This window comes from Actinosynnema sp. CA-299493 (assembly GCF_050946825.1).
Classification (GTDB): domain Bacteria; phylum Actinomycetota; class Actinomycetes; order Mycobacteriales; family Pseudonocardiaceae; genus Actinosynnema.
In genome coordinates this window covers 9060974-9087262 of the sequence record NZ_CP191993.1, presented here as the reverse complement: position 1 = coordinate 9087262, position 26289 = coordinate 9060974, and the positions used below count along the sequence as shown (strand labels likewise).

The window sequence follows — 26289 nt, the reverse complement described above, 5'->3', positions numbered from 1 at the left end:
GGCTGGTACGTCCGGCCTAGATAGTCAGGCCGGACGTCCTCCGCCGCATCCGCAGGGTGTCACCCGTCCAGGCGCTTCAGCTCCTCCTCGGACAGCCGCAGGTGCACCGCGTCCGCCGAGTCGGCGATGCTCGCCGGTCGCGACGAACCCGGGATCGGCACGACCTGCGGCGCCTTGGCGAGCATCCAGGCGAGGCAGACCTGCTGCGGGCTCACCCCGTGCGCCCGGCCGACCTCGGCGAAGGCACCGAACCGCTCGCCGAGCTGCCCGGCCGCGCTGATGCCGCCCAGCGGGCTCCACGGCAGGAACGCGACGTCCAGCTCGGCGCACAGCGCCAGCTCCGGCTCGCTGGAGCGGAACGCGGGCGAGAACTGGTTCTGCACGCTCGCCAACCGGCCGCCCAGGACCTCGTGGGCCTCGCGGATCTGCGCCGGGTCGAAGTTGGACACGCCCGCGAGCTTGATCTTGCCCGCGTCCAGCAGGTCGGCCAGCGCGCCGACGGACTCGGCGGTCGGCACCGCCGGGTCGGGCCGGTGGAACTGGTAGAGGTCGATCGCGTCCACGCCGAGCCGCCGCAACGACGCCTCGCACGCCGCCTTCAGGTACTCCGGGCGGCCGTCGACCGCCCACCCGCCGCCGGGGACGCGGGTGTGGCCGCCCTTGGTGGCGACCACGACGCCGTCGACGCCCTTGAGCGCCTCGGCGATCAGCTCCTCGTTGTGCCCGAAGTCGCTGTCGTCGGCCGAGTAGGCGTCGGCGGTGTCGATCAGCGTGACGCCCTTGTCCAGGGCGGCGCGGATCGTCTCGATCGACCGGCTGCGGTCGGGGCGGCCGTCGAGCGACATCGGCATCGCGCCCAGGCCGATGGCGCTGACCTCGACTCCTCCGATTCGGCGGGTCAACATCTGGCAGTACCTCCGTCTGTCACGGTTGTGCGTCCCCCAGCTTGGGCGGTAGGCATTAAGCTGTCCAACAGAAGAACCTGATGCCATTCAGCAGTACGGGTGATGAATCGTGGAACTCCGCCAGCTCGAGTACTTCGTGGCCGTGGCCGAGGAGTGCCACTTCACCCGTGCCGCCCGGCGCATGCACGTCGCCCAGTCGGGGCTCTCCGCGTCGATCCGGGCGCTGGAGGTGGAGCTGGGCGCGCCGCTGTTCGTGCGCAGCACCCGCCAGGTCGAGCTGACCCAGGCCGGGCGCGCGCTGCTGGTCGAGGCGCGGCGGGTGCTCGGCACGATCGACGCGGCGCGGGACGCGGTGGCCGCGGTGCAGGGGCTGCTGCGCGGCACGCTGGCCGTCGGCAGCACCCAGTGCCTGCACGCCGTGCACCTGCCCGCCGTGCTGGCCCGGTTCCACGAGCTGCACCCCGGCGTCGAGCTGCGGCTGCGGCAGGGTGGCTCGGTCGAGCTGGTCGACCTGGTCCGCGCCGGCCGGCTCGACCTCGCGTTCGTCACGTCCGGCCGGGTGGGCGACGACCTGGCGGTGTCCACCCTGTCGAGTGAACCTCTGGTGCTGGCGTGCGCGCCGGAGCTGCCGTTCGCCGAACGGGAGTCGGTGCGGCTGGCCGAGCTCTCCGGTCAGCCGTTCGTGGACTTCAACCCCGACTGGGGCACGCGCGACGATGTGGACCGCGCGCTGGCCACCGCCGGCGTGGACCGGAGGATCGCGGTCGAGGTCAACGACGTGCACTCGCTGCTGGACTTCGTCGGCTTCGGCCTCGGGGTGGCGCTGGTGCCGGCGTCGTTCGCGGCCAAGCAGACCCGGGCGCGGTTCGTGGAGCTGGTCGACGCGCCGACCGCCGAGACCGCCGTGGTGACCACGCCGACGGTGAGCGCGGCGGCGTCAGTCCTGCTCGACATGGTCGTGGAGGCGGGCCGGGGACTGCCCGTCGCCGGTTAGCCGCCAGCCCACCGGGTCGGCGCGCAGCGCGGTGCCCGCCGACACGTCGAGCGCGCCGACCAGCTCCGCCGGCGGTCGCGGGGAGACGTGCAGGAACGTGCCGACCCTGGCCCCCGTGACGTCGACCGCCCCGTGGAACGCGGTGTCCTGGAACGAGATGCCGCCGTCGAACCTGCCGTCCCGGAAGTCCACCCGGCCGTGGAACGCGGCGCCGGAGAACAGCGCGGGCTTGGTGAGCACGGCCTTCCCGAACCGCGTGATGCCGTAGAACTGCGCCCGTCGGGCGACGATGCGGCCGAACCGGCGGCCCTCCAGCCGGAAGTGCACGAGCTTCGCCCCGGTCAGGTCCAGCTGGTACGGCGTGTCGTCGGGGTCCTCGCCCCACGGCAGCATGTCCGTGACGAGCCGTTGCGCGGTCATCCGGACGGTCATCTCGTGGTCCTCGGCCGGCTCGACCGCGCGCTCCTCGCCGAAGAACGCCTGGTCGGGGTCCTCGGGCTTCTCCTTGATCGCCGCGTGCTCGAACGGCCGCCGCAGGTACGCGCACAGCACGCTCAGCACGGTCTGCTTGTAGCGCGGCGTGGTGTGCGCCAGACCCGCGAGCACGTGCATCGCGCCCACCCTGACCTGGTCGGCCTCGTTGCCGAGCAGCTCGACGGCCCGCGCGAACCGCTCGTCGGCGACCTTCTCGCTCTCCAGTTCGTGCCGCGCCTCCTCGGTGCGCCGCCGCCGGTCGTTGAGCCACAGCGCGTACAGGGCCACGACCGCGCCGCCGGCCAGCCCGCCGGTCTTGATGGCCTCCGCCTTCGGCTGCCTCGGGTCGACCAGGACGAGCACGGCGGTCGTCACGACCGCCACCACGACCGCGGCGAGCACGCTCGCCACCAGCAACCAGCGTCCCCGCACGTCAGCTCCCGACCAGTCCGAGGCCGCCGTCACCGCGACCCTCCACCACCCAGCCGTCGGGCAGGGCGTTCTCGTGCTCCAGCGACACGCGCATGCCCCGCCTGCGCACTTCGACGGGCTTGGCGAGCGCCAGGTCCAGGCCGCCGGTGAAGTCCGCGTCCTCGAAGTCGACCGGCTCGGCGAACTCGCAGCCCCGGAACGTCACCGGCCCGGTGAACGCGGCCCCGGCGAACTTGCTCGGGCCCAGGAACCGCGTCGCCGTGAAGTCCGCGGCCCGCCGGCACCGGAACCGGCTGAACCACGCCTTGCCGTGCACGACCATGTCGTGCAGGTGCAGCCGCCCGGCGCTGGTGGCGTCGGTGAACCACGCGCCGCCGTGCACGACCGCGTGGTGGAACGAGTTGGACTCGCGCAGGTGCGCCGCGCGCAGGACCAGGTCGCCGACCTGCCGGTGCGACAGGTCGAAGTACTCCAGGTAAGCCCTGGTCAGGTCGAGGTGGTAGCGCGCCGGGTGCGCGGCGTCGGCCCGCGGCAGCAGGTCGGCGACCAGCCGCTGCGCGGTGAGGCGGACCTCCAGCTCGCGCTCGTCCCGCACCGGCTCGTCGCCCTCCCGCGCCACGTCGAAGGGCCGCCGCAGGTACGCGCACAGCACGTCCAGCACGGTCTGGGTGTACTCCCCGCGCGACCGCGCCAGACCCGCCAGGGCGTGCATCGCGCCCACTCGGACCTGCTCCGCGTCGTGACCGAGCAGCTCCACCGATCGGGCGAACCGCTCGTCGGCGACCCGCGACCGGTCGTGTTCGGCCCGCTCGATCTCCAACTCCTGCCGCTTGGACTCGATCCGCTGCCGGTCCTCGTCCGTGCGCCGCCTCCGGTCGTTGAGCCACAGCGCGTACAGGGCCACGATGGCGCCCGCGGCCAGGCCGCCGGTCTTGATCGCCTCCTGCTTGGGCGCGGCCGGGTCCGTGACGAACAACCAGCCCGTGACCAGCAGGAACGCGCCGATAGCGCCCAGCACGACGGGCTTGACCAGGCCACGCCGCCGGCGGTGCTTGATCATGAGCCAGACCAGCGCCGCCACCGAGACGGCCGCGCCCGCGATCCACAGGTGCCTCACAAGGCCGTCATTCTTCCCGGTGATCAGTTCGGGGGTGGGCGATTGAAGAACTCGCGCAATCCGACGGTGTGCTAACTCACCGGATTGGCCCATGATGTGGGTGTCACCGCAACGGTGGGAACACGAGCACGTCAGAGGAGAGCTTCCGGGTGGAGAGCGTGGATCGGCCCAACTGGGCGCCGGGTGACATCGACCTGGCCCGCCCGAGCATCGCGCGGGTCTACGACTACTGGCTCGGCGGGGCGCACAACTTCGCCGTCGACCGGGCCGTCGCGGACAAGGTGCTCGGCGACGTGCCGGTGATCAAGAGCATCGTGCTCAACCACCGGGCGTTCCTGCGCCGGGCCGTGCGGTTCATGCTGTCGCGGGGCATCCGCCAGTTCCTCGACCTGGGCTCCGGCATCCCCACGGTCGGCAACGTGCACGAGATCGCCCAGGCCGCCGACCCGGCCGCCCGCGTCGTGTACGTCGACGTGGACGCCGTCGCGGTCGCGCACAGCCGGGCCATCCTCACCGGGAACGAGCTGGTGAACGTGCTGCAGACCGACGTGCGCGACGCCAAGCAGGTGCTGGCCTCGCCCGAGGTGCAGGGCCTGCTGGACTTCGACGAGCCGATCGGCGTGCTGATGATCGCGCTGCTGCACTTCGTGCCGGACGCCGAGGACCCGCGCGGGGTCGTGGCCGACTACCGCGACGCCCTCCCGGACGGCAGCTACCTGGCGATCTCGCACGCCGGGTTCGAGGAAGGCGACTGGGACCCGGCGTGGGACGACGCGCGCGGCGTCTACAACCGCGGCGTCAGCGAGATGTGCTTCCGGCGAGGGCACGAGGTCGTGGCCATGTTCGACGGTTTCGACCTGGTCGAGCCCGGTGTGGCGCGGCTGCCGCTGTGGCGGCCGGAGTCGCCCGAGGACGTCGACGAGAACGCGGCGCGCTTCATCAGCTTCGGCGGAGTCGGGCGGAAGGCCTGATGGACGGCCACGGCGTCGGTCACGCGCCCGGCCGGGTTGTCGACCGCGCCCCGCGACCGGCCGTATCCTCTGGGTTGTGGCGGTAGGCCGGCGGACATGACGGAACAGGTTGACCATCGGGTGGCAGCACCGGGCCGATCGAACCTCGACCCCGCCGTACTGGCCGGGGCGGAGTCCTTCGCCCGCACCTGGGCGACCGCCGTCATCGGGAGCAGCTACGTCCCCATGACGCGGGCCGAGGTCGCCGAGCACCTCCAGGCGCTGACCGAGGTGCTGGTGCACGCCCTGCACGCCAGCCCGTTCCGCACCGCGCCCGGCTACGAGATCGGCGCGCGCCTGGTCGAGGCGCACTTCACCGGCACGGACACGCTGGGCCGCACCGTGCAGCTGCTCGGCGACGACCTGCTCGTCGAGCTGGGCATCCAGCCGGACGAGCTGATGCGCTCGCGGCTGGCCGCGTTGCAGGGCGCGTTGGCCGCCGGGTACGCCCGCGCGCTGCGCGAACGCACGCTGGCCGAGCAGGAGGCGATCCGCGCGGCCGTGCTGGACGCCCGCGACCAGGCCGAGGCCGCGTTGCGCGCGTCCGAGGCGCGGTTCCGGGCGATGTTCACCGAGGCCGCGATCGGCATCGGCATCGCCGACGTCGAGGGCCGGATCCTGGACGTGAACCAGGCGTTGCAGGACATGCTGGGGTTCAGCGTCGAGGAGATGCGGCAGTACAACATCCGCGACCTGATGCACCCGGAGGACGGCGGCAGCGTCTGGCGGCTGTACGACCAGCTCACCACCGGCGAGTGCGACCACTACCGGGTGGAGAAGCGGTTCCGCCGGGCCGACGGCGAGCAGGTGTGGACCCACCTGACGCTGTCGCTGGTGCGCGACGACCACGGCGACCCGCAGTACCAGGTGGCGATGATCGAGGACGTCACCGACCGGCACCTGCTGCAGAACCGGCTGCGCTACCAGGCGCTGCACGACCCGCTGACCGGCCTGCCGAACCGGGCGCTGTTCCTGGAGCGCCTCGGCCGCGTGTTCAACAACCGGGCGCGCCACCGCGCCGGCCTGTGCTACCTGGACCTGGACGGGTTCAAGGTGATCAACGACAGCCTCGGCCACGACATCGGCGACCAGCTGCTGGTCGAGGTGGGGCGGCGGCTGGACCACTCGGTGTCCGGCGAGGGCAAGCTGGTCGCCCGGATGGGTGGCGACGAGTTCGTCATCCTGGTGGAGGGCTCGCGGGACACGCAGGACATCGTCGACGTCGCCGACCGCGTGCTGCGGGAGCTGGAGTCGCCGATCCGGATCGGCGGGCACGAGCTGACGGTGTCGGCGTCGATCGGCATCGTGGAGCGCGCGCTGTCCGGCACCACGGCGGCCGACCTGATGCGCGACGCGGACATCACGCTGTACTGGGCGAAGGCGGACGGCAAGTCGCGGTGGGCGCTGTACAACCCGGAGCGCAACGCCAAGGAGGTCGCCCGGTTCACCCTGTCGGCGACGATGCCGGCGGCGTTGGAGCGCGACGAGTTCTACGTGGACTACCAGCCGCTGGTGCGGCTGGAGGACAGCACCGTGGTCGGCGTCGAGGCCCTGGTGCGCTGGCAGCACCCGGAGTTCGGGCGGCTGGCGCCGGACCGGTTCATCGAGCTGGCCGAGGAGACCGGGCTGATCGTCCCGCTGGGCCGGTGGGTGCTGCGGCGGGCGTGCGAGCAGGCCCGGCGGTGGCTGGAGGAGTTCGGCGACTCCGCGCCGTTCGTGTCGGTGAACCTGGCCGTGCGCCAGTCCCGCGACCCGGAGCTGGTGCGGGACGTGAAGCGGATCCTGGACGAGTGCGCGTTGCCGCCGCACCACCTCCAGCTGGAGCTGACCGAGAGCGCCATCATGGGCACCGCCGACGAGCCGCTGGAGGCGCTGCGGGCGTTGTCGGACATGGGCGTGCGGATCGCGATCGACGACTTCGGCACGGGCTACTCGAACCTGGCCTACCTCAAGCACCTGCCCGTGCACGAGCTGAAGATCGCGGGCTCGTTCATGGAGGGCCTGCGCGCGGCGGACGAGGAGGACGCGGTGGACGCCCAGATCGTCTCGACGCTCGTGCAGCTGGCCCACGCGCTGCAACTGGGCGTCACGGCGGAGGGCGTCGAGACCCCGGCGCAGGCCAAGCGCCTGCACCGGATCGGCTGCGACACGGGCCAGGGCTGGTTCTTCGCCAAGCCGATGAAGCCGGAGGAGATCGACGACCTCCTGCGCCGCTAGGCCAGGTCGACGACCACCTTCACGTCGTCGGGCTCCTTCTCCAGGGCGTCGGGGAAGCGGTCCAGCGGCACGCGGCGGGTGAGCAGGCCGTTCAGCCACGGGCGGCTGGCTTCGGAGAGGGCCGTGGCCGCCGCGAGGTAGTCCGGCAGGCCCGCGTTGACCGTGCCGAAGACCGTCTTGTTGCCCAGCACCATGCCGTCGAACACGCTCGGGTCCAGCGGCACGGGGTCGTGGTCGCCCGAGATGCCCGCCACGACGGTGACCGACGCGCGGCGGGCGCACTCCCAGATCAGGGACGGGACGCCGGTGCACTCGATCGCCACGTCCACCTCGGCGGTGACCTTGGCCAGGTCGGAGTGGTAGGTCGCGCCCAGCGTGGTGACCAGGTCCGGCTTGCGGCCGTCGGTGACGCGGTCCACCACGTGCACCGCCAAGCCCCGCTGCACGCCGAGCAGCGCGGCCAGCAGGCCGATCGGTCCCGCGCCGGTGATCAGCGCCGACCGGACCGGCAGGTGCGACCGCTCGGCCACCGCCGACACCTGCGCCCACGCCTTGGCCACCACGGACGCGGGCTCGGTCAGCACGCCCGCGTCACCCAGCGACGGGTCGAGCTTCACGGCGAACTTCGGCGGCACGGTCCAGCGCTGCGCGCCGTACCCGTCGAGCTCCTTGATGCCGCGCTCGGTGTACTTGCCGTTGCGGCAGAAGTCCCACGCGTCCACCGCGCACGCCGGGCACGGCTCGGGGTCGGGTCGGCGCACCACCCCGGCCACCAGGTCGCCCGGCGCGAACCCGGGCGTCGGGCTGCTGATCACCCGGCCGAGTGACTCGTGGAACGGCACGATGTGCTCCCGGCCTGGCGGCAACGAGCCGAAACCGTCGCGCACGATCTCCACGTCGGTGCCGCACACGCCCGCCAGCAGGCCCTGCACCAGCAGCTCGCCGTCGACCGGGGCGACCTCGCGGTCCACCACCCGGGACGCCGACGGCTCGCCGGGCACGACCTCCGCCGCCCTCACGCCGCACCGCCGCGGTCGCGCTCGTCGCGGGTGTGGCCGCCGAACAGCACGGCCGCGCTGTTCACCAGCGCCAGGTGGCTGAACGCCTGCGGGAAGTTGCCGAGCATCCGCCCGGTGCCCGCGTCGTACTCCTCCGCCAACAGCCCCACGTCGTTGCACAGGCCCACGAGCCGGTCGTACATCGCCAACGCCTCCTCACGTCGTCCGGCCAACGCCAGCGCGTCGACGTACCAGAACGAGCACGCCAGGAAGCTTCCCTCGACACCGACCAACCCGTCCACTTCGGACTGGCCGTGCCCCGTGTCGTACCGGTCCACCAGGTCGCCGTGCTTGAGCACCCGGGAGATCGCGTCCAGGGTGCCGATCACGCGCGGGTCGTCGCCGGGCAGGAAGCCCACGGCCGGGATCAGCAACGTGGCCGCGTCCAGCCCGGTGCCGCCGTAGTACTGCGTGAACGCGCCCAGCGAGGTGTTCCAGCCCTTCGCCAGCACCTCGGCGTGCACGGCCTCGCGCAGCTCGCGCCACCGCTCCACGGGACCGGGCAGGCCGAACTCCTCCACCGCGCGCACCGCCCGGTCGAACGCCACCCACAACATCACCCGCGAGTGGGTGAAGTGCCGGTCCGGCCCGCGCACCTCCCACAGCCCCTTGTCCGGCTGCTCCCACACCTTCTCCAGGTGTCGCATCATGCCGCGCTGCATGGCCCACGAGTCCGGCGTCTCGCCGAGCCCGCGCTCCCGGGCCAGGTGCAGCGCGTCCATCACCTCGCCGTAGACGTCCAGCTGCAACTGCCGGTAGGCGGCGTTGCCGACCCGCACCGGCTTCGCACCCCGGTAGCCGGGCAGCCAGTCGATCTCCCACTCGACCAGGTGCCGCTCGCCGCCGAGGCCGTACATGATCTGGAGGTCGGCCGGGTCGCCCGCCACGGCGCGCAGCAGCCACTTGCGCCACGCCGCCGCCTCGTCCGTGCAGCCGAAGTTGTCCAGCGCCAGCAACGTGAACGTGGCGTCGCGCAGCCAGCAGTACCGGTAGTCCCAGTTGCGCTCGCCGCCGAACGTCTCCGGCAGCGACGTGGTCGGCGCGGCCACGATCCCGCCGGTCGGCGCGTACGACAGGCCCTTCAACGTGATCAGCGACCGCCGCACGGCCGCCGCGTGCGGCCCGTCGTAGCCGATCCGGGACGACCAGGCCAGCCAGAACGCCTCGGACCGCGCCACCTCGGCCATCGCGTCCACCGGCGCGGGCGGCTCGTCGGGCGAGTACGCGAACTCCATCACCCACGACAACCGCTCGCCCGCCGAGACGGTGAACTCCGCCTCGTGCGCGCGCTTGCCGTGCACCCGGTACGGCAGCCGGTCGCCGTACAGCGCGACCGCGGACGGGCCGGCGAGCGCGACGATGCACTCCTGCCCGTCCCGCTCACCGCGCCGCACCCACGGCACCGAGTCGCCGTAGGCGAACCGCAGCACCCACCGCAACGACATCTCGACCTGCCCGGTCACGCCCTCCAGCACGCGCACCACCCGCGTGTCGGCGTCCCAGTCGTCCTGCTCGGGCGGCATGGTGTCGATCAGCCGCACCACGCCGTCCACGGTCTCGAACTCGGTCTCCAGCACCAGGCTGCCGTCCCGGTAGGACCGCCGCACCGACACCACCTCGCCGGTCGGCGCGATCCGCCAGTGCCCGTCGTCCTCCGTGCCGAGCAGCCGGGAGAAGCAGGACGGCGAGTCGAACCGCGGCATGCACAGCCAGTCGATCGACCCGTCCCGTCCCACCAGGGCCGCCGTCCGCAGATCCGACAGCAGCGCGTAGTCCTCGATCCGTCCAGGTCCCGTGTCTCCCACCCCGCCGACCCTACGTACCCGCGTTCGCCCACGCGCAGCGCTGCGCGCCCGGAACGACCGGTGTGCCGCTGCGCGGGCTGCCGACCACCGGCCGGGCGTCGCGTTGTCGGCAATGCGCCTTGCGGGTGAGGGTGATCCGATACGTTGGTCCTCATGCGCCGTGTCGTGCCGCTCATCGCCGCCCTGGCCCTGCTCGGGGGCTGCTCGCAATCCACGGACGGGTCGGCGAACCCCGGCGGGTCGACGCCGACGACCACCGCCGCCGGGACGTCCGGGTCGGGCGAGCCGAGCTCGACCGCGGCGGAGCCGGCCGAGCGCCCGAAGGCGGTCGACGTCGAGGACGTCGACCCGTGCGCGCTGCTGACGGACGCGCAGCGCGCGGAGTTCGGCCTGGACCAGCCGCCGCAGCCGAACGACGACGCGCCCGGCAAGAAGAGCTGCACGATCAGCCGCGGCGACCGCGAGCACTTCGTCGGCATCACCGCCGACACCACCGCCGGCATCGACGACTACGCCGAGTCGGAGGGCAAGGTGACCAGGCTCCAGGTCGGCGGCTTCCCCGCGCTGCTGGTCGAGGCGGACACCGCCCTCGGCCTGTCCTGCTCGGTCACGGTGGACGTCTCGGACGGCCAGGTGGTCGACGTGGGCGCGTTCAGCCTCGGCGAGGTCGACCTCACGGCCCTCTGCCGGATCGTTCAGCCACTCGCCGCGGCCGTCGTGACCAACGTGGCCAAGTAGAACTGCTCCCTTTGCGGAGGGAACCGCTCACCCGCGTCACGCATCAGAGCTAAAGTCGTCCCAGATGCACACGCTGGGGTATGTGCAGCACTGAGGAGGGGTGTGCCGTGTTCATCGCGGATGGTGGTGGCGGAGGATCGACGCCGACGACGCTTCCCGACTACAGCGGGGCGCAGCGGAAGCTCAGCATCGAGCCCTCGGCGATCCCGGACGCGCGGAAGGTGTTCACGGACGCGCTGAACCAGCTGGACGGGAAGCTCCGGGTGGCGATCGCGCAGCTGAGGGCGAAGCCGTGGGCGGGCGACCCGGTGAGCAACGAGACCGCCGACCGGTTCAACCAGGACACCTTCGAAGCGGGTGACACGGCCGGTCTGACGGCCCTCAAGGCCTACCGCGAGCAGCTCCAGCTCGTGGTCGACCAGCTCACCGCGATCGAGGCCGACTACCGGCAGGTCGAAGGCGACAACACCGCGTCCTGGGGACGCATCGACAACCGCTGACCTTGCCGACCTACGCACCCGAGGGGGCGAGCACGATGGGTGACCACCGCTGGCGCGGATATGCCCACCCCGATCTCCACCGGATGATCAACGAGGGACCGGGCGTCGCCGCGTCCCGGCCGCTCGAGGACTCCTGGAAGTCCCTGTCCGAGGCCCTGGGCGAGATCGACACCTCGATCCAGCAGGGGCTCGCCAAGCTCGGCGCGAGCTGGGAGGGCGACACCGCCGACTCCACGACGGCCACGCTGTCGCCGCTCGCCGAGTGGGCGTCGGACGCCCAGCGGGGTTCGGGCACGATGGAGACCTCCGCCCAGTTGCAGGCGGACTACATCGCGAACGCCCGCAAGGAGATGCCCGAGCCGGTCCCGGTGACCACCGAGGCGCCGTCCCTCGGCGACAAGCTCCTCGGCGGGCTGACCGGTCCCGTCGGGATGATGCACGTCATCAAGCAGCAGCAGGACCACGAGCAGCAGGAAGCGGCGCAGGACAACGCCGAGGCCAAGGCTGTCGAGGTGATGAACAACTACCAGTCCAGCAGCGAGTGGAACGCCGACACGCTGGGCAAGTTCGTCCCGCCGCCGAAGGTCGTGATCGACACCCCGCCGCCGGCCGGCGCGGGTGAGTTCAACAACACGAGCGCGAGCTACAACTCCACCCCGACGTGGACGCCGCCGGGTGGTGGGGGTGGCACGACGACCACGTCGTGGGCCCCGCCGTCGACCGGCGCGCCCGTGTCGCAGCCCGGCTTCGTGCCCGGCACGGGTGGCACCACGAACACCTCGTGGGCGCCGCCGACGACCGGCACCCCGACGGTGCCGCCGCCTTCGGTCACGCCGCCGGTGAACCCGCCGGTGCGACCGCCCGTCGTCGGCCCGCTGCCGCCTCCCACGTGGACCCCGCCGAAGCCGCCGACCAGCGGCCCGCAGGTCCCGCCGAGGGTGCCGACCGGTCCCGGTGGTCCTCCGCGTCCCGGTCTGCCGACCGGTCGTGGACCCGGCATGCCGGGCATGCCCGGCGGTCCCGGCCCCCACGGTCCCGGTGGTCCTGGTGGTCCCGGCGGTGTGCGCCCCGGTGTGCCGGGCATGGGCGGTGTGCCCGGCTCCGGCATGCCCGGTGCGGGCGGCGGTGTGCCCGGCGGCGCCAACCCGTCCGGTCTGCCCGGTCGTGGCGGCGCCGCGGGCGCGGGCGGCTTCGGTCCCCACGCCGGTGGTCCCGGCGCGGCGGGTCGTCCGGGTGCGGGCGGTCCCGGCATGGCCGGTGGGGCGGCCGGCGCGCAGGGCGGTGACGGCGAGGACGACATCGAGCACAAGGCAGCCGACTACCTGGTCGAGACGAACGACGTGTTCGGCGACGACCGGCTCGTCGCGCCGCCGGTGATCGGGGAAGTGCCCCAGTAGGGTTCGATCCTCCGGTGCACGGGCTCGCGTCGACACGACGCGGGCCCGTGTCCGGCGTTCAGGGGACGGGGATGTCGGTGACGTATTTCGGGGGGACCGCGGAGCGGGAGCCGGTCGAGCTCTCGGCCGAGGAGTTCGACGTGCTCTGGGAGCGGCTCGACCTGGGCCAGATGCCGTTGGTGATCAAGGTGCCGTCGCCGGGCAGGACCCACGCCGATCGGGCCGACCTCGAACGACGCGTCTGGCAGGGCATCGGCGCGCGCGGTCTCGGCGGCCCGACCGGGCTGCACCCGGAGCTCGACCACCTGCTGCGGCTGTTCAACAGGCCGGAGCGCGAGGTCGACGGCCGGGTGTGGATCGGCAAGAGCGTGCGGGTGCTGGCCGTGGCCAACGGCGACGACGGCGCGGTGGCCACGTTGGCCGACAACCGGCTCACGTTCCGACGCGCGGCGGGCAGCGGCCTGCCGTCGGCGGTGCTGGGCGCGCTGCCCTCGCACCCGGCCGGCGCCGGGCACTCGGTCACCATGCCGAGCGCCGACCTGGAGGCCGCGGTCAAGGAGTCCGACGGCTCGCCCAAGGGCCTGGAGAACTCGTTGCGCCGACACGGCGTGCGCCAGGAGGACGCCGCCACGCTGGTGAAGATGTTCACCGGGCTCGTGCACACCGGCAACTTCGGCGCGGCGGCCCGCGACCGGTACGGCAAGCGGTGCCGGCCGGACCGCGTGGTCGCGTTCTTCGACACCGAGGAAGGCCGCTACCTGCAACAGCGGCGGGCGTCGAACGGCACCGCGCCCTGGAGCACGTTCAGCCCGACCGACTCGCGCCGGCTCGTGCACCAGGTCGAGGAACTGCTCGCCGAAGCGGTGCGCGCGGCAAAGATCTGACCCCGCGCCTGCACCCTGCACGACAACGCCTGATGACGACCGCGCGCATGGCGGTCGTGCGCGGCGGTCACGCACCCGGTGGTCGTGTGCCCGGTGGTTGTACGCCCGGTGATCGCGCTCGGTGGTCGTGTGCCCGGTGGTCGTGCGTGCGGCGATAGCCTGGGCGGATGCCGTCGAAGTCCGTTGACCCCCACGAGGTTCGCGCCGCGGTCGAGGCCGTGCTGCCCTGGCTCGCCGGCGAGGCGGAGCAGCCGGCCCGACCGGTGCTCGCGGCGGCCGTGCGGCTGAGCCTGCGGACGTTGGAGCAGGTCGCGCCGGGCCGCAGCGTGGAGGTGCGGGTGCCGCCGTTCGCCGCCGTGCAGTGCGTGGCCGGTCCCCGGCACACCCGGGGCACGCCGCCGAACGTGGTCGAGACCGACCCGCGCACGTGGCTGGAGCTGGCCGTCGGCCGGCTCGGGTGGGCGGACGCGGTCGGGGACGCGAAGGTCACCGCGTCCGGGAGCCGGGCCGATCTCTCAACCCTCCTCCCGGTGCTCCGCTTCTAGCTAAGCTCGACCGCGTGAAGGCGCTCAAGGCGTGTCTCGCCACCCTCGCGGTCGGCACCCTGCTCGTCGGTTGCGGCGCGGAGTGGGAGGAGGAGGTCCGGTTCAAGGTCACCCGGATCACCGAGGCGACCGAGGTGACCCCGAACCGCACCCTGCCGGCCCGCGCGGTCCTCGAACTCGACCAGGAGGACCCCGGCGCCATCGTGTCCATCCCGTCGGCCGGGGCGGACCTCGACCAGTTCCCGGCGGGTGTCGAGGTCGGTGACGCGGTGATCTGCAAGGTGCGCCAGGTCGAGGACAACAACCTCGACGGCGTCGAGCCGAAGACCGAGGTCGGGCCCTGCCGGCAGGCCTAGAACCAGGACCCGACGGTCTTGTCCCAGGCCTTGCCGACGCCCTCGACCGCGTCGCGGCCCAGCTCGACCACGTCGCCGACACCGCCCACCACCACGTCCACGGCGTCGTTGACGACCTCCTTGCCCGTGTTGAGCAGGCCGGTGCCCGCCTCGGACCAGTTGCCGCTCACCGCCTCGCGACCGGCGTTCCAGAGCCCGGTGCCCGCGTCGACCGCCAGGTCCGCCGCGCCGACGGCCGTGCCGCCGACGAAGTCGACCACCGGCCCGACGCCGGGGAGGTGCGAGCCGGGCAGTGACGGGCCGAGCGGGTTCTCGTCCCAGTCCTGCGAGGTCACCGAGCCGCCGTCGCCGGTCGCGATCCGGGCCAGGTTCTGCACCGACTCCGAGTCCTTCGTGTAGTACTCGGAGTGCGCGCCGAGCAGGGACGTGCCGTCGGTGGTGCCGAAGGTCCGCGCGCCGAACCGGTCGTCGTACGGGCCGATCGAGGAGCCGTCCTCGGTGAACCAGCTGGAGCTGGTGCCCTGCACCACCGGGTCGTGCTCGGTCGCGCCGACGTAGACGTGACCGGGGCCGGCGGAGAGCTGGCCGACGTTCGACGCGCCGACGCCGGGCGAGCCGACGAACGCGATGTCGTCCGCCGCGAGGCCGTTCATGCCCGCGTAGCCGACCGCGGTGGAGCCGTAGGAGTGACCGATCACCGTGACGTGCGGGTCGTGGCCGGCGGCCTCGGCGGCGGCGCGGTAGCCGTTGACGTCGGCGACGAGGTTCGCGCCGCCCTCGCGGGCCTGGGCCGGGTTGTCGACCTCGCCGGGCGCCCAGCCGGGCGCGTCGTAACCGAGCCACTGGATGGTGGCGTTGCCGTTCGCGCCCATCTGCTCGCGCAGGTTCGCGGACTGGCCGAGGCCGAAGCTGCCCATGTCGGAACCGGTGCCCGGCACGCAGACCGCGAGGTTCGCCGCGGTGTCGGGGTCGCCGTACGCGACCGCCATGCCGCCGTCGCCGCGCGGACCGTACGGGTCGTAGGCGAGCACGCGGACGTCGCTCGCGTCCCAGCCCTTGTCACGGGCGATGGTGATCGCCTCGTCGAGGCTGCTCCGCGCCTTCTGCGCGTTCTCCGCCTTGGTGGCGACCTCCTGGCGCTGCTCGGTGAGCGACGCGTACCGCTCGTCGTTCAGGAGCTTGGTCATGTCGCCGGAGTCGTCCGGGTCCAGACCCAGCTCCCGCGCCCGCGCGGCCAGCTCCGCGTCGAGCTGGTCGCGCTGGTCGCCGAAGCGCTGGACGTCGTCCTCGATGCGCATCCGGTTGGCCTGGTCCAGCACGCCGGACGGGAGACCGCGCAGCTGCCCGAGCTCCTGGAACCTGGTGCGCAGCAGCTCGTCCTGCTGCTCCTTGGTCAGCGACTTCCACCAGGCGGCGACCTGCTTGGGGTCGGCGCCCGGACCGGGCACGGTCGCGCCGGTGCGCATGGCCGCGACGGCGGTGTTCCACCCGGAGTCCTTGCCCGCGGTCTCCTCGAAGCCGGGGCGGACCTTGGTGAGCGCGTCGGCGTACGAGCGGAGCACGCGCTCGTAGCCGGTCTTGACGTTGTTGAGCTGTTCGTTGACGCGGCCGGCCAGCTCACGGGTCTGCGCCTCGTCCAACGCGGGCGAGCGTCCGCGCCAGAAGTCGATCAGCTGGTCGGCGCTGCCGCGCATCTGGCCGTAGGCGCGGGACGCGGCCTGGACGATGTCCGAGCCGGCGCCCAGCCGCTCACCGGCGACGGTGGCGGACTTCGTGGACAGCTCGGCGCGGGCGCCGAAGCTCGCCGAGGCGTCGCCCTGCCAGGTGGAGGTCGCCGTGCGGCCACCCGAGGAGACCGACTGCCCCGCGCGCTCGACGGCGCTCATCGCGCCGGTGATGGGGTCGGCGGCGGCGGCGACCCGGCCCGCGTCGCCCGCGGCCAGCTGCCCGTACAGGACCTCGGGGTCGGTGTAGCTCACGCCATGCCCCCTTCGATGCCGCGGAACGAGGTGTTCGAGTCGTCGTCCGCGCGCTGGTAGGCCTCGGCGTTCTCGTTGAGGCCGTCACCGGCGTCGCGGTACCAGGCGCTGCCCCGGCGCAGGTCGTCGGACTGCTCGCCGGACCACTTGGCCAGCGCGTCGACGAACTCCGCCGCCGCGGGCACCTGGCCGAGCGCGTCGGCGTCCAGCCTCAGCATGGAGATCATCTCCGCGCCGTCCCCGGCCGCGTCCGCGCCTTCGTGGAACTGCTTGGACGCCTCGCGCAACGTCTCTGGTCGCACCCCGAACACGATTGCCCACCCTTCGTGCCGCTAGCCGCTGGCGATGTGACGCATCGTCACCCTTCCCGGTTCCCCGCCCCTCGGGCCAAGGAGGTGGCGCAAGCCCCCCGTTGGTGATCACTCGAAGGTGATCTTGCCTGCGTCGAACAGCAGTTCGACCATTGACACATGACACTTTTGCTCCCGATACCCCGGGTCGTGGCCTTCCACGCGCTCCGCGACGCGACGGACCGGCTCCGCCGATTCCTCGTGGTCTTCCTGATCCGCAAGCCCGCCAAGGCGCGCCACCGGATGCTCACCCCCGGCCAGATCCGTTGGCGTCGTTGGAAGTCCGAGCTCGCGGACTACGTCGCCACCGGTCTCGTCGACCTGCCGACCGGCTCCGTGCCACGGCCGCGCACCCCGGTGCGCGACCGCCGCGAGGCCTCGCGCACGCCGGCGTGGGGCGCGCTGGACCCGCCACCCCGAACGGCCCAATCCCCTGATCCGCTGCACCCCGACGACCGCCGGTGGATCGACGAGCACGCGCCGGCGAGCGACTACGCGTTGCCGAACGGCGCGGCGCACGACCCGGCGGAGCCCGAGGTGTGGCCCGAGGCGTGGGTGCGGACCGCGCCCGAGACCGCGCTCGAGACCACGTCCGAGGTGGTGCCCGAGCCGTGGGCGGAGGCGTGGTCCGAGTCCGCCGAGTCGTGGTCGGAGGTGTGGACGGAACCGTGCGCCGAGCCGTGGGTCGAGCCGTGCGCGGAACCGCGGTCCGGGCCGTGGGCCGAGCCGTGGTCCGAGCCGCGCGGCGAGCACGCGGACGCGTTCTTCGCCGGTCACCTCCACGAGCCGGTGCACGCGCACCCCGTCGCGGGCGGGTCGCGGTTCGCCCACACCCTCGACCGGCCCGGCGTCACCGAGTCGCCCGCCGCCTGGCCCGCGTTCACCGAGCGCGTGTACGCCCACGTCGCCGCCGAGCCCGCCGCCGAGCCCGCCACCGGACCCGTCGAACCCGTCGAGCGCGCTGGAGCCGTCGAGCCCGAGACCGACGCCGAGACGACCATCGTGGAACCGCTCGCCTGGGAGTTCGAGGTCGGCGACCTGGCCCGGTGGTGGGACGAGGCCGTGGCGCGGTTGGACGCCGTGGCCCGCGGCGAAGACCCCGACCGGCCCTGGTGACCGGGGTCCGCCCGCGTCCCACCGGGTCGCACCGGGAGGTCGTCGTGATCCGACGGCACCGGCGGCCCGGTCCCCGCGTCGACAAGGGGGAAGGTCGGCCTTCCACCGCCGGGACGGCGTCCCGTGCGGCACGATGGCCGCGCACCGATCGACTCAAGCGGGAGGCTGGACGTGCCTGGAGGTTGGACCACCCAGCGGTGGACCGAGGTCTTCACCGCGCAGGCGGAGATGTTCCGGGCGGCGGTCGGGAAGGCCGACCCCACCGCCAAGGTGCCCAGCTGCCCCGGCTGGACGTTCACCGACCTGGCGCTGCACGTCGGCAGGTTCCTGGAGACGTCGCTGGAGTACCTCCGCACCGGCAGCCCCGTCCAGCTCCGCCTGCCGCGCCCACCGGCCGAGGTGGAGCCGCTGGCGTACCTGGACACCCAGCTCGCCAAGGCGGCCGAGCTGCTGCCCGTCATCCCGGGCAACCGGGCGACCTGGACGTTCTCGCCCGCCGCGCCGGACCTCGCGTGGGTCTGGCACCGGCGGATCGCGCACGAGCTGGACCTCCGCCGCTGGGACGCCCAGGCGGCCCTGCGGGAACTGGTGGTGGGCGACGCGGACTTCGCCGTGGACGGCATCGACGAGGCGCTCACCACGCTCCTCGCCGCCAAGTACGCGACCGACGTGCCGCCGAGGACCGGGGGCACCGCCCTGGTCCAGCTCACGGACGTGCCCGAGGCGTGGGTGGTGACGTTCGCGCCGGGCGTCGTGCCGGAGGTGCGGGCGGCCTGGCCGGGCGAGGAGACCGACCTCCAGGTCACCGGCGAGGCGCAGCTCGTGCACTACGGGCTGTGGGGCCGCCTGCCGCTCAAGCACACCGGTGACGAGCGGGTCTGGTTCGCGCTGAAGCTCGACTGACCGACCGGCGAGGGTGCGTTTCGTCACGTCGGAGGGGGGCTGAGGGGGGTGGTGCACCCCCCGACAGCCTTACACTCGATGGTGCAGCCCACCCTCGTCGTTAGGGAGCAACCCGGTGGTCACCGACCATTCAGCAACCGGCCGCATTGACCCCGACACCCAGGAAGAACGCGAACCCCGCGAAGAATGCGGGGTGTTCGGCGTGTGGGCGCCCGGCGAGGAGGTCGCCAAGCTCACGTACTTCGGCCTCTACGCCCTGCAGCACCGCGGCCAGGAAGCCGCCGGCATCTCGGTCGGCGACGGCAGCCAGGTGGTGGTCTTCAAGGACCTCGGGCTGGTCAGCCAGGTGTTCGACGAGCAGGTGCTCCAGGCGCTGCGCGGCCACGTCGCCGTCGGCCACTGCCGCTACTCCACCACCGGCTCCACCACGTGGGAGAACGCGCAGCCGACGTTCCGCACCACGGCCACCGGCTCGGGCCTGTCGCTCGGCCACAACGGCAACCTGGTGAACACCGCCGAGCTGATGGTGAAGGCGCGCGAGGTCGGCGTGGACACCAGCCACGGCGCCACCACCGACTCCGACCTGATCTGCGGCCTGCTCGCCGCGCAGGCCGCCGACATCGGCATCGAGCAGGCGGCGCTGGAGCTCCTGCCGACGCTGCGCGGCGCGTTCTGCCTCACGTTCTCCGACGAGTCCACCCTCTACGCGGCCCGCGACCCGCAGGGCGTGCGCCCGCTGGTGCTGGGCAGGCTGGAGCGCGGCTGGGTCGTCGCCAGCGAGACGGCGGCGCTGGACATCGTCGGCGCGTCGTTCGTCCGCGAGGTCGAGCCGGGCGAGCTGATCGCGATCGACGAGAACGGCCTGCGGTCCAGCCGGTTCGCCACCCCCGAGCCCAAGGGCTGCATCTTCGAGTACGTCTACCTGGCCCGACCGGACACCACGATCGCCGGCCGCTCGGTGCACGCCACCCGCGTCGAGATCGGCCGCCGGCTGGCCGTGGAGCACCCGGTGGAGGCCGACCTGGTCATCCCGGTGCCCGAGTCCGGCACACCGGCCGCCATCGGGTACGCGCAGGCCAGCGGCATCCCGTACGGCTCGGGCCTGGTCAAGAACGCCTACGTCGGCCGCACGTTCATCCAGCCGTCGCAGACGATCCGCCAGCTGGGCATCCGGCTGAAGCTGAACCCGCTGCGGGACGTGATCCGCGGCAAGCGCCTGGTCGTGGTGGACGACTCGATCGTGCGCGGCAACACGCAGCGCGCCCTGGTCCGGATGCTGCGCGAGGCGGGTGCGCTGGAGGTGCACGTGCGGATCGCGTCGCCGCCGGTCAAGTGGCCGTGCTTCTACGGCATCGACTTCGCCTCCCGGGCCGAGCTGATCGCCAACGGCCTGGACACCGACGGCATCCGCCGCTCGGTCGGCGCGGACTCGCTGGGCTACGTGTCGCTGGAGGAGCTGATCGCGGCCAGCGAGCAGCCCAAGACGCGGCTGTGCACGGCGTGCTTCGACGGCGAGTACCCGATCCCGCTGCCCGACGACGCGCTGATCGGCAAGCACCTGCTCGAGGGGATCCGGGGCGTCGCGGGCTCGGCGACCCCCGTCCTGACGAACGGGTACGGTGCCGAGGACGCCCTGCAACGCCCCTGATCGTCGGCGGTGCCGGGCGCTCGCCCGAGACAGATGCCCTGAATGTGGATGCCTGGAACGTGGAGCTCAGAGACGTGACGGACAGCGCCAAGGCGACCTACGCCGCAGCTGGAGTAAGCATCGAAGCCGGCGACGAGGCGGTGGAGAAGCTCAAGCCGTGGGCGGCCAAGGCGCAGCGTCCCGAGGTGCTCGGTGGCATCGGCGGCTTCGCGGGGTTGTTCCAGCTCAAGCTCGACCGCTGGAAGGAGCCGGTGCTCGCGTCCTCGACCGACGGCGTCGGCACCAAGATCGCGGTCGCGCAGGCGTTGGACAAGCACGACACGGTCGGCATCGACCTGGTCGCGATGGTCGTGGACGACCTCGTGGTGTGCGGCGCGGAGCCGTTGTTCATGCAGGACTACATCGCGATCGGCCGGGTCGACCCGGACAAGGTCGCGGCGCTGGTCAAGGGCATCTCCGAGGGCTGCGTGCTGGCCGGGTGCGCGCTGCTGGGCGGCGAGACCGCCGAGCACCCGGGCCTGATGGGCGCGAACGACTACGACATCTCCGGCACGGGCGTGGGCGTGGTCGAGGCGTCCGCGATGCTCGGCCCGGACCGGGTGCGCGCGGGTGACGTGGTGATCGCCATGGGCTCGTCCGGCCTGCACTCGAACGGGTACTCCTTGGCGCGGCACGTGCTGCTGGACATCGCCCGGATGCCGCTGGAGGGCCACGTCGAGGAGTTCGGCCGCACCCTCGGCGAGGAGATGCTCGAACCGACCCGGATCTACGCCAAGGACTGCCTCGCGCTGGCCGCCGAGGCCGAGGTGCGCACGTTCGCCCACGTCACGGGCGGTGGCCTGGCCGCGAACCTGGCCCGCGTGCTGCCCGAGGGCCTGCGCGCCGAGCTGAACCGCGGCACCTGGACGCCCGCCCCCGTGTTCGCCCTGATCGCGCAGCGCGGCCGGGTGGAGCGCGAGGAGATGGAGAAGACGTTCAACATGGGCGTCGGCATGGTCGCCGTGGTCGCGCCCGAGGACGTCGACCGCTCGCTGGCCGTGCTCACGGCCCGCCACGTGCCCGCGTGGGTGCTCGGCGACGTGGTGCGCTCGGACCAGCCGGGCGCCGCCCTGGTGGGCGAGCACCCGCGGTTCTAGCCGACGGCAACCTCCAGCGGTCGCCGCCGCGTACTAAGCGGCGACCGAGGAGGGGCCGAGTGGATCGCGATCGTGAGTTCGACGAGTACGTCGACGCCCGCGCGCTGGTGATGCGGAGGACCGCGTACCTGCTGTGCGGCGACTGGCACCGCGCCGAAGACCTGGTGCAGACGGCGCTGACCAAGCTGTACGTCGCCTGGCCGAGGGTCAGGCGGGACGTCTCACCCGATGCCTACGCCCGGAAAGTGCTGGTCCGCGCGGCCATCGACGACTCGCGGCGGGCGTTCCGGCGGCGGGAGACGGTGGTCGACGCGGTCCCGGACACCGCGGTGGCCGGCACGTCGTCGTCCGACTTCGACGTGCGCCGCGCGCTGGCCTCGTTACCGGTGGGGCAGCGGACGGTGGTGGTGCTGCGCTACTGGGAAGACCTGAGCGTCACCGAGACCGCGCGTCTCCTCGGTCGCACCGAAGGCACCGTGAAGAGCCAGTCGGCCAAGGGCTTGGCCGCGCTGCGCGACCTTCTCGGGCACGACGTCCTGGAGGAGCAGCGATGAGCGACATCAAGGAAGTCCTGGCCACCGCGTTCGTCGACGAGCCGCCGATGACCATCGACAAGCCCGCGTTGGTGAAGGCGGGCAGGCGTGGGGTCACCACCCGCTACGCGTTCGTCGCCCTGGCCGCGGTCGCGGCGGTGGCCGTGGTGGTGGTGCCCGCCGTGACGATGCCCGGCGGCGGCGGTGGTGGTGGAGGTCCGGACGCGGGGCAGGTGAGCACAACGCCGTCGCCGGCCCGCGTCGTCACGCCTTCGGACCTGATCGGGCCTCCCCCGAACCCCTATCCCGCCACGGCGGAGCACGCGGCGGAGCTGACGGAGATCCTGCGTGGGGCCGGCGTGATCCCGGAGGGCTTCACCCCGGTGCCGCGTTCGCCCAAGGCGACGGCCGACAACTGGGAGTTCGAGCCGTCGGAGTCCGACTACCAGGCCGGGGCCGAGATGTTCGGCGCCAGGGGGAGCGTCCAGGTGTGGGTGAGGCTGTCCCGGTATGCCTACAAGGGCTGCGAGGAGTCGAGCTTCCCGACATCGGGTGCCGAGACGTGTGAGGAGCGGACCACGGACGACGGCCGCGAGTACAAGGTGGAGTCGGCCCCGGACTTCCCGGGTGAGCCCTTCGCGGTCATCCTGAGACTCCCGGACGGCAACACGTTGATGGTGTCCTCCTCCGGGATCGAGGACCGCAGCAACGGGCCCTACGACCGGATGCCCGGCTCGGTCGGCTCGCAACCGCTGACGATGGACGAGCTGGTAAAGCTGGCGACCGTCCCGGGTCTGGTCTTCTAACCTGTACGGGTGGCCGAGGACTTGACCGTGACGCGGACGCTGGTGATACCGGCGGCCGAGTTGAGCGAGCGGTTCTCCCGGTCCTCCGGCCCCGGTGGCCAGGGTGTGAACACGGCGGACAGCCGGGTCGAGCTGAGCTTCGACCTGGCTGCCTCGCCGTCCGTGCCGGAGTGGTTGCGCGCCCGGATGCTCGGCCGCCTCGAAAAACGCCTGGTGGACGGCGTGCTCACGGTGACCGCGAGCGAGCACCGGGCGCAGTTGCAGAACCGGCAGGCGGCTCGCGAGCGGTTGGCCCGCCTCCTGCGTGACGCCGCCGCCGCGCCCGCGCCGGTGCGCCGGCCGACCAAGCCGACCAGGGGCTCGAAGGAGCGCCGCATCGCGGAGAAGAAGCGCCGCGCCCAGACGAAGCAGGGCCGTCGCGGCGGTGGCTGGGACTAGCCGGCGGGGTCGGTACCGTCGGGGCGTGACCGAGCCGGAGTTCCTCACCATGGCGCGCACCGCCTACGACACCGTCGCCGACAGCTACGCCGACCTCGCGCGCGACCTCCTCGCGGAGATCCCGGCGGACCGGGCGGTGCTGGGCCTGTTCGCCGAGCTGGTGCGCGGCCGCGTCGCGGACGTCGGCTGCGGCCCCGGCCGGATCTCTGGCCACCTCAAGCGGCTGGGCGTGGACGTGTTCGGCGTCGACCTGTCGCCCGGGATGGTCGCCGTCGCCCGCCGCGACCACCCGGACGTGCGGTTCGAGGTGGGCTCGATGCTCGACCTCGACCTGCCGGACGGCTCGCTGGGCGGCGCGCTGGCCTGGTACTCGGTGATCCACGTGCCGTGGGAGCGGCACCCGGAGGTGTTCGCCGAGTTCCACCGGGTGCTCGCGCCCGGCGGCCTGCTGGTGCTGGCGTTCCAGGTCGGCGACGAGGTGCGGCGGTACGAGCAGGGCTACGGGCACGACATCCTGCTGGACGTGTTCCGGCTCGACCCCGACCGGGTGCTCGCCCAGCTCGTCGAGGCCGGGTTCGAGCCGCACACCCGGCTGGAGCGGGAGCCGCTCGACCCGAAGTGGGAGAAGACGCCGCAGGCTTACCTGATCGTGCGCAAGGGCGGTCGGCCCGACCCGTCCGGTGAGCCCGACGCGTCCGGTCAGCCCAGCCAGGCGTAGAGGCGCTCGGGCCGCCCGGTGCCGCCGTACTTCAGCCGCACCTCGGCCTTCCCGGTGCTCACGAAGTGCTCCAGGTACCGCCGCGCGGACACCCGGGCCAGCTCGGTGGCGTCCGCGCACTCGCTGGCCGTCACCGGGCGTTCCCGCAGCACGCGTTCCACCAGGGCGGCGGTCTGCGCGGTCAACCCCTTGGGCAGCACGGGCGCGCTGCTCGGCCGTGCGCCGAACACCTGGTCCACGTCGGCCTGCCCGGCCGAGGTGAGCTGGTCGAGCCGCCGGTCCAGCGCGGCGAAGTGGGCGAGCTGGTCGCGCAGCGCCGCGTACTCGAACGGCTTGATCAGGTAGTGCAGCACCCCGCCGCGCATGGCGCTGCGCACCGTCTCCACGTCCGTCGCCGCCGTGATCACGATGACGTCCACGTCGTCGGCCACCCCGCGCAGCTCCCGCAGCACGGCCAACCCGTCGACGTCGGGCAGGTACACGTCCAGCAGCACGAGGTCCGGCCGCAGCTCGCGCACCAGCCGCACGGCGTCCGCGCCGTTGTGCGCCACGCCGACGACCTCGAACCCGGGCGTCCGCGCCACGTATCCACTGTGGACCTTCGCGACCATGAAGTCGTCGTCCACCACCACGACCCTGATCACGCCGGCACCTCCACGGGCAGCCGGGCGGTGAACACCGCGCCGTCCTCGTTGTGCACCCGCACGGAGCCGCCGCGCCGCAGGCAGGTCTGCCGGGTCAGCGCCAGGCCGAGCCCGCGCCCGCCGTGCTCGGCGGCCTTGGTGGTGAACCCGTGCCGGAACACCTCCTCGGCCAGCCCCGCCGCCACGCCCGGCCCGGAGTCCCGGACCACGACGACGACCTCCCCGGACGTCGACCGCACCGCCACCTCGATCCACCCGCGCTCCGACAGCGCGTCCAGCGCGTTGTCCACCAGGTTCCCGATCACCGTCACGAGGTCCGTGGACAACGCCTCGTCCACCTCGCCGAGCGCGCTGTCCGGCGCCATCCGCAGCCCGATGCCGCGTTCGGCGGCGAGGCTGGACTTGGCGATCAGCAACGCCGCCACGGCCGGGTCGGCGACCTTCGAGCCGACCTCCGCGCGCCACGCCCCCTGCGCCTTGTTGAGGCGGCTGATGAAGCCGCGCACCTCGTCGTACTCGCCGAGCTCGACCAGGCCCGCGATGGTGTGCAGGCGGTTGCTGAACTCGTGCGCCTGCGCCCGCAGGGTGTCGGTGGCGTGCCGGTTCGCGTCCAGCTCGTCGCGCAACGTGGTCAGCTCGGTCCGGTCGCGCAGGGTCACCACGGCGCCGTGCACGTCCAGCGGCATGTAGTTCAGCGTGAGCACCCGGCCGCCGGTCAGCGCGAGCTGGTCGACGCCGGTGGCCCGGCCGGTCAGCACGTCGCGCAGCCGCTCGTCCAGGTCGAGCTCGGGCAGCGACCGGCCGACCGCGTCCGGCGGCAGCGCCAGCAGGTCGCGCGCGTGGTCGTTGACCAGCGTGATCCGGTGCTGCGGGTCGAGCGCGACGACGCCCTCCTTGATGCCGTGCAGCAGTGCCTCCCGGTACTCGACCAGCGCGGTGATCTCGTGCGGCTCCAAGCCCAGCGTCTGGTTCTTCACCCGGCGCGCGAGCAGCAGCGACCCCGTGACGCCGATGACCAGCGCCACGCCGAGCAGCCGCAGCGCGTTGTCCGGCGAGTCCAGCACACCGTCCCAGAACCCCGGCGCCTGCCGGCCGGCCGCGACCAGCCCGATCACCGCGCCGTCGTCGCCGATCACCGGCACGTGCGCCGCGGTCGCGCCGGCCAGCTCGCCCACCCACGACCGGCCGTGCGCCGCCGTGCTGCCGCCGACGTCCAGCACCTCGCCGACCTGGCTCGGATCGGGCGAGGTCAGGACCTCGCGGTCGGGATCGGTGATGATCACGTAGCTGGCGCCGGACAGGCTGCGGGCGCTCGCCGCGAACGGGGCCAGCGCGTAGTGCCGCAGCGGGTCGGCCAGCGACGCCCGCACGCCCGCCGTCGCGGCCACGTCCTCGGCCACGGACAGCATCCGGCGTCCCTCGGTCGTGCGGAAGTTGTTCCCCGCCTGGACGACCGACAGCACCCCCACCGCGCACAGCAGCGCCACGACCACCACCAGTTGCCACACCAGCAGCTGACGGGCCAGCGATCCCCGAGCACCCATCAGCACCTCCCGTGACCAGAAAGAACAAAAGAACCCTTAGGC

At 72.9% G+C, this 26289-nt stretch carries 26 protein-coding genes; 17 read left to right on the top strand and 9 right to left on the bottom strand.

Features of this window, described 5'->3' with window-relative positions; genetic code table 11:
• Positions 1-59 precede the first annotated feature (59 nt).
• A complete protein-coding gene (locus ACQPYE_RS39360) occupies positions 60-905 on the bottom strand; it encodes an aldo/keto reductase (RefSeq protein WP_498718173.1) in 846 nt (281 codons plus the stop codon).
• A 109-nt stretch (positions 906-1014) separates the two neighbouring features.
• On the opposite strand from ACQPYE_RS39360, the gene ACQPYE_RS39355 reads away from it, so the two are divergent.
• Positions 1015-1899, top strand: coding sequence for a LysR family transcriptional regulator (locus ACQPYE_RS39355; RefSeq protein WP_498718172.1), 885 nt, complete (start codon positions 1015-1017; stop codon positions 1897-1899).
• Here ACQPYE_RS39355 and ACQPYE_RS39350 read toward each other — a convergent pair.
• Positions 1843-2805, bottom strand: a complete 963-nt coding sequence (locus tag ACQPYE_RS39350; RefSeq protein WP_498718171.1) for a pentapeptide repeat-containing protein — start codon at positions 2803-2805, stop codon at positions 1843-1845. The genes ACQPYE_RS39355 and ACQPYE_RS39350 overlap by 57 nt on opposite strands.
• Position 2806: 1 nt before the next feature.
• On the bottom strand, positions 2807-3922 hold the full coding sequence (locus ACQPYE_RS39345) for a pentapeptide repeat-containing protein (protein WP_498718170.1): 1116 nt from the start codon (positions 3920-3922) through the stop codon (positions 2807-2809).
• Positions 3923-4071: 149 nt separating this feature from the next.
• On the opposite strand from ACQPYE_RS39345, the gene ACQPYE_RS39340 reads away from it, so the two are divergent.
• On the top strand, positions 4072-4893 hold the full coding sequence (locus ACQPYE_RS39340; protein ID WP_498718169.1) for an SAM-dependent methyltransferase: 822 nt from the start codon (positions 4072-4074) through the stop codon (positions 4891-4893).
• A gap of 96 nt (positions 4894-4989) precedes the next feature.
• The gene (locus tag ACQPYE_RS39335) at positions 4990-7149 is read left to right on the top strand and encodes a putative bifunctional diguanylate cyclase/phosphodiesterase (protein WP_498718168.1); all 2160 of its coding nucleotides are present in this window, start codon (positions 4990-4992) and stop codon (positions 7147-7149) included.
• Here the strand turns inward: ACQPYE_RS39335 and ACQPYE_RS39330 are convergent.
• Both ACQPYE_RS39330 and ACQPYE_RS39325 read right to left on the bottom strand, forming a co-directional pair.
• Positions 7146-8168, bottom strand: a complete 1023-nt coding sequence (locus ACQPYE_RS39330; protein ID WP_498718167.1) for a glucose 1-dehydrogenase — start codon at positions 8166-8168, stop codon at positions 7146-7148. The two genes, ACQPYE_RS39335 and ACQPYE_RS39330, sit on opposite strands and share 4 nt — an antisense overlap.
• Positions 8165-10012 carry a glycoside hydrolase family 15 protein gene (locus ACQPYE_RS39325; protein WP_498718166.1) on the bottom strand — a complete coding sequence of 616 codons (1848 nt, stop codon included), beginning with the start codon at positions 10010-10012 and terminating at the stop codon, positions 8165-8167. Before ACQPYE_RS39325 ends, ACQPYE_RS39330 begins: the two co-directional genes overlap by 4 nt.
• A gap of 153 nt (positions 10013-10165) precedes the next feature.
• Between ACQPYE_RS39325 and ACQPYE_RS39320 the strand changes: the two genes are divergently transcribed.
• The 6 genes from ACQPYE_RS39320 (at position 10166) to ACQPYE_RS39295 (ending at position 14432) form a co-directional block, all read left to right on the top strand.
• Entirely contained in the window at positions 10166-10750 is a 585-nt protein-coding gene (locus ACQPYE_RS39320; RefSeq protein ID WP_498718165.1) for a DUF3558 domain-containing protein, read from the top strand.
• Positions 10751-10857: 107 nt separating this feature from the next.
• Positions 10858-11250 carry a transcriptional regulator gene (locus tag ACQPYE_RS39315; protein ID WP_498718164.1) on the top strand — a complete coding sequence of 131 codons (393 nt, stop codon included), beginning with the start codon at positions 10858-10860 and terminating at the stop codon, positions 11248-11250.
• Positions 11251-11333: 83 nt separating this feature from the next.
• Positions 11334-12647, top strand: a complete 1314-nt coding sequence (locus ACQPYE_RS39310) for a PPE domain-containing protein (RefSeq protein ID WP_498718163.1) — start codon at positions 11334-11336, stop codon at positions 12645-12647.
• Between the two features lie 77 nt (positions 12648-12724).
• On the top strand, positions 12725-13531 hold the full coding sequence (locus tag ACQPYE_RS39305) for an ESX secretion-associated protein EspG (RefSeq protein ID WP_498718162.1): 807 nt from the start codon (positions 12725-12727) through the stop codon (positions 13529-13531).
• Between the two features lie 167 nt (positions 13532-13698).
• A complete protein-coding gene (locus ACQPYE_RS39300; RefSeq protein WP_123745042.1) occupies positions 13699-14076 on the top strand; it encodes a sterol carrier family protein in 378 nt (125 codons plus the stop codon).
• Positions 14077-14090: 14 nt separating this feature from the next.
• Positions 14091-14432, top strand: a complete 342-nt coding sequence (locus tag ACQPYE_RS39295; protein ID WP_498718161.1) for a hypothetical protein — start codon at positions 14091-14093, stop codon at positions 14430-14432.
• Here ACQPYE_RS39295 and ACQPYE_RS39290 read toward each other — a convergent pair.
• Positions 14429-16411 carry an alpha/beta hydrolase gene (locus tag ACQPYE_RS39290; RefSeq protein WP_498718160.1) on the bottom strand — a complete coding sequence of 661 codons (1983 nt, stop codon included), beginning with the start codon at positions 16409-16411 and terminating at the stop codon, positions 14429-14431. The two genes, ACQPYE_RS39295 and ACQPYE_RS39290, sit on opposite strands and share 4 nt — an antisense overlap.
• Positions 16408-16713, bottom strand: a complete 306-nt coding sequence (locus ACQPYE_RS39285) for a DUF2563 family protein (RefSeq protein WP_498718159.1) — start codon at positions 16711-16713, stop codon at positions 16408-16410. The genes ACQPYE_RS39290 and ACQPYE_RS39285 overlap by 4 nt, the downstream gene beginning before the upstream one ends.
• A 168-nt stretch (positions 16714-16881) precedes the next feature.
• On the opposite strand from ACQPYE_RS39285, the gene ACQPYE_RS39280 reads away from it, so the two are divergent.
• The 8 genes from ACQPYE_RS39280 (at position 16882) to ACQPYE_RS39245 (ending at position 24059) form a co-directional block, all read left to right on the top strand.
• Positions 16882-17877 (top strand): hypothetical protein, encoded by a 996-nt coding sequence (locus tag ACQPYE_RS39280; RefSeq protein ID WP_498718158.1) that lies wholly within the window; start codon positions 16882-16884, stop codon positions 17875-17877.
• Between the two features lie 171 nt (positions 17878-18048).
• On the top strand, positions 18049-18780 hold the full coding sequence (locus tag ACQPYE_RS39275) for a maleylpyruvate isomerase N-terminal domain-containing protein (protein ID WP_498718157.1): 732 nt from the start codon (positions 18049-18051) through the stop codon (positions 18778-18780).
• Positions 18781-18895: 115 nt separating this feature from the next.
• Positions 18896-20428, top strand: a complete 1533-nt coding sequence (gene purF / locus ACQPYE_RS39270; protein ID WP_498718156.1) for an amidophosphoribosyltransferase — start codon at positions 18896-18898, stop codon at positions 20426-20428.
• Positions 20429-20487: 59 nt separating this feature from the next.
• A complete protein-coding gene (purM, locus tag ACQPYE_RS39265) occupies positions 20488-21564 on the top strand; it encodes a phosphoribosylformylglycinamidine cyclo-ligase (RefSeq protein ID WP_498718155.1) in 1077 nt (358 codons plus the stop codon).
• 59 nt (positions 21565-21623) lie between these two features.
• Positions 21624-22118: a SigE family RNA polymerase sigma factor gene (locus ACQPYE_RS39260; RefSeq protein ID WP_498718154.1), complete on the top strand. Its 495-nt coding sequence runs from the start codon at positions 21624-21626 to the stop codon at positions 22116-22118.
• Entirely contained in the window at positions 22115-22903 is a 789-nt protein-coding gene (locus ACQPYE_RS39255; protein ID WP_498718152.1) for a hypothetical protein, read from the top strand. Before ACQPYE_RS39260 ends, ACQPYE_RS39255 begins: the two co-directional genes overlap by 4 nt.
• Before the next feature lie 9 nt (positions 22904-22912).
• Complete coding sequence (gene arfB / locus ACQPYE_RS39250) at positions 22913-23341, top strand: alternative ribosome rescue aminoacyl-tRNA hydrolase ArfB (protein WP_498718151.1); 429 nt, start codon at positions 22913-22915, stop codon at positions 23339-23341.
• A gap of 49 nt (positions 23342-23390) precedes the next feature.
• The gene (locus tag ACQPYE_RS39245; protein WP_498723076.1) at positions 23391-24059 is read left to right on the top strand and encodes a class I SAM-dependent DNA methyltransferase; all 669 of its coding nucleotides are present in this window, start codon (positions 23391-23393) and stop codon (positions 24057-24059) included.
• On the opposite strand, the gene ACQPYE_RS39240 is transcribed toward ACQPYE_RS39245, so the two are convergent.
• Complete coding sequence (locus tag ACQPYE_RS39240; RefSeq protein ID WP_498718150.1) at positions 24041-24703, bottom strand: response regulator; 663 nt, start codon at positions 24701-24703, stop codon at positions 24041-24043. The two genes, ACQPYE_RS39245 and ACQPYE_RS39240, sit on opposite strands and share 19 nt — an antisense overlap.
• The gene (locus ACQPYE_RS39235) at positions 24700-26247 is read right to left on the bottom strand and encodes a sensor histidine kinase (RefSeq protein ID WP_498718149.1); all 1548 of its coding nucleotides are present in this window, start codon (positions 26245-26247) and stop codon (positions 24700-24702) included. Before ACQPYE_RS39235 ends, ACQPYE_RS39240 begins: the two co-directional genes overlap by 4 nt.
• Positions 26248-26289 lie beyond the last annotated feature (42 nt).

Excerpts from the sequence above, each read along its gene's own strand:
- ACQPYE_RS39360 (WP_498718173.1), bottom strand. The coding sequence starts at position 905 with ATGTTGACCCGCCGAATCGGAGGAGTCGAGGTCAGCGCCATCGGCCTG.
- ACQPYE_RS39335 (WP_498718168.1), top strand. The coding sequence starts at position 4,990 with ATGACGGAACAGGTTGACCATCGGGTGGCAGCACCGGGCCGATCGAAC.
- ACQPYE_RS39320 (WP_498718165.1), top strand. The coding sequence starts at position 10,166 with ATGCGCCGTGTCGTGCCGCTCATCGCCGCCCTGGCCCTGCTCGGGGGC.
- ACQPYE_RS39310 (WP_498718163.1), top strand. The coding sequence starts at position 11,334 with ATGATCAACGAGGGACCGGGCGTCGCCGCGTCCCGGCCGCTCGAGGAC.
- ACQPYE_RS39300 (WP_123745042.1), top strand. The coding sequence starts at position 13,699 with ATGCCGTCGAAGTCCGTTGACCCCCACGAGGTTCGCGCCGCGGTCGAG.
- ACQPYE_RS39280 (WP_498718158.1), top strand. The coding sequence starts at position 16,882 with ATGACACTTTTGCTCCCGATACCCCGGGTCGTGGCCTTCCACGCGCTC.
- ACQPYE_RS39255 (WP_498718152.1), top strand. The coding sequence starts at position 22,115 with ATGAGCGACATCAAGGAAGTCCTGGCCACCGCGTTCGTCGACGAGCCG.
- ACQPYE_RS39245 (WP_498723076.1), top strand. The coding sequence starts at position 23,391 with ATGGCGCGCACCGCCTACGACACCGTCGCCGACAGCTACGCCGACCTC.
- ACQPYE_RS39235 (WP_498718149.1), bottom strand. The coding sequence starts at position 26,247 with ATGGGTGCTCGGGGATCGCTGGCCCGTCAGCTGCTGGTGTGGCAACTG.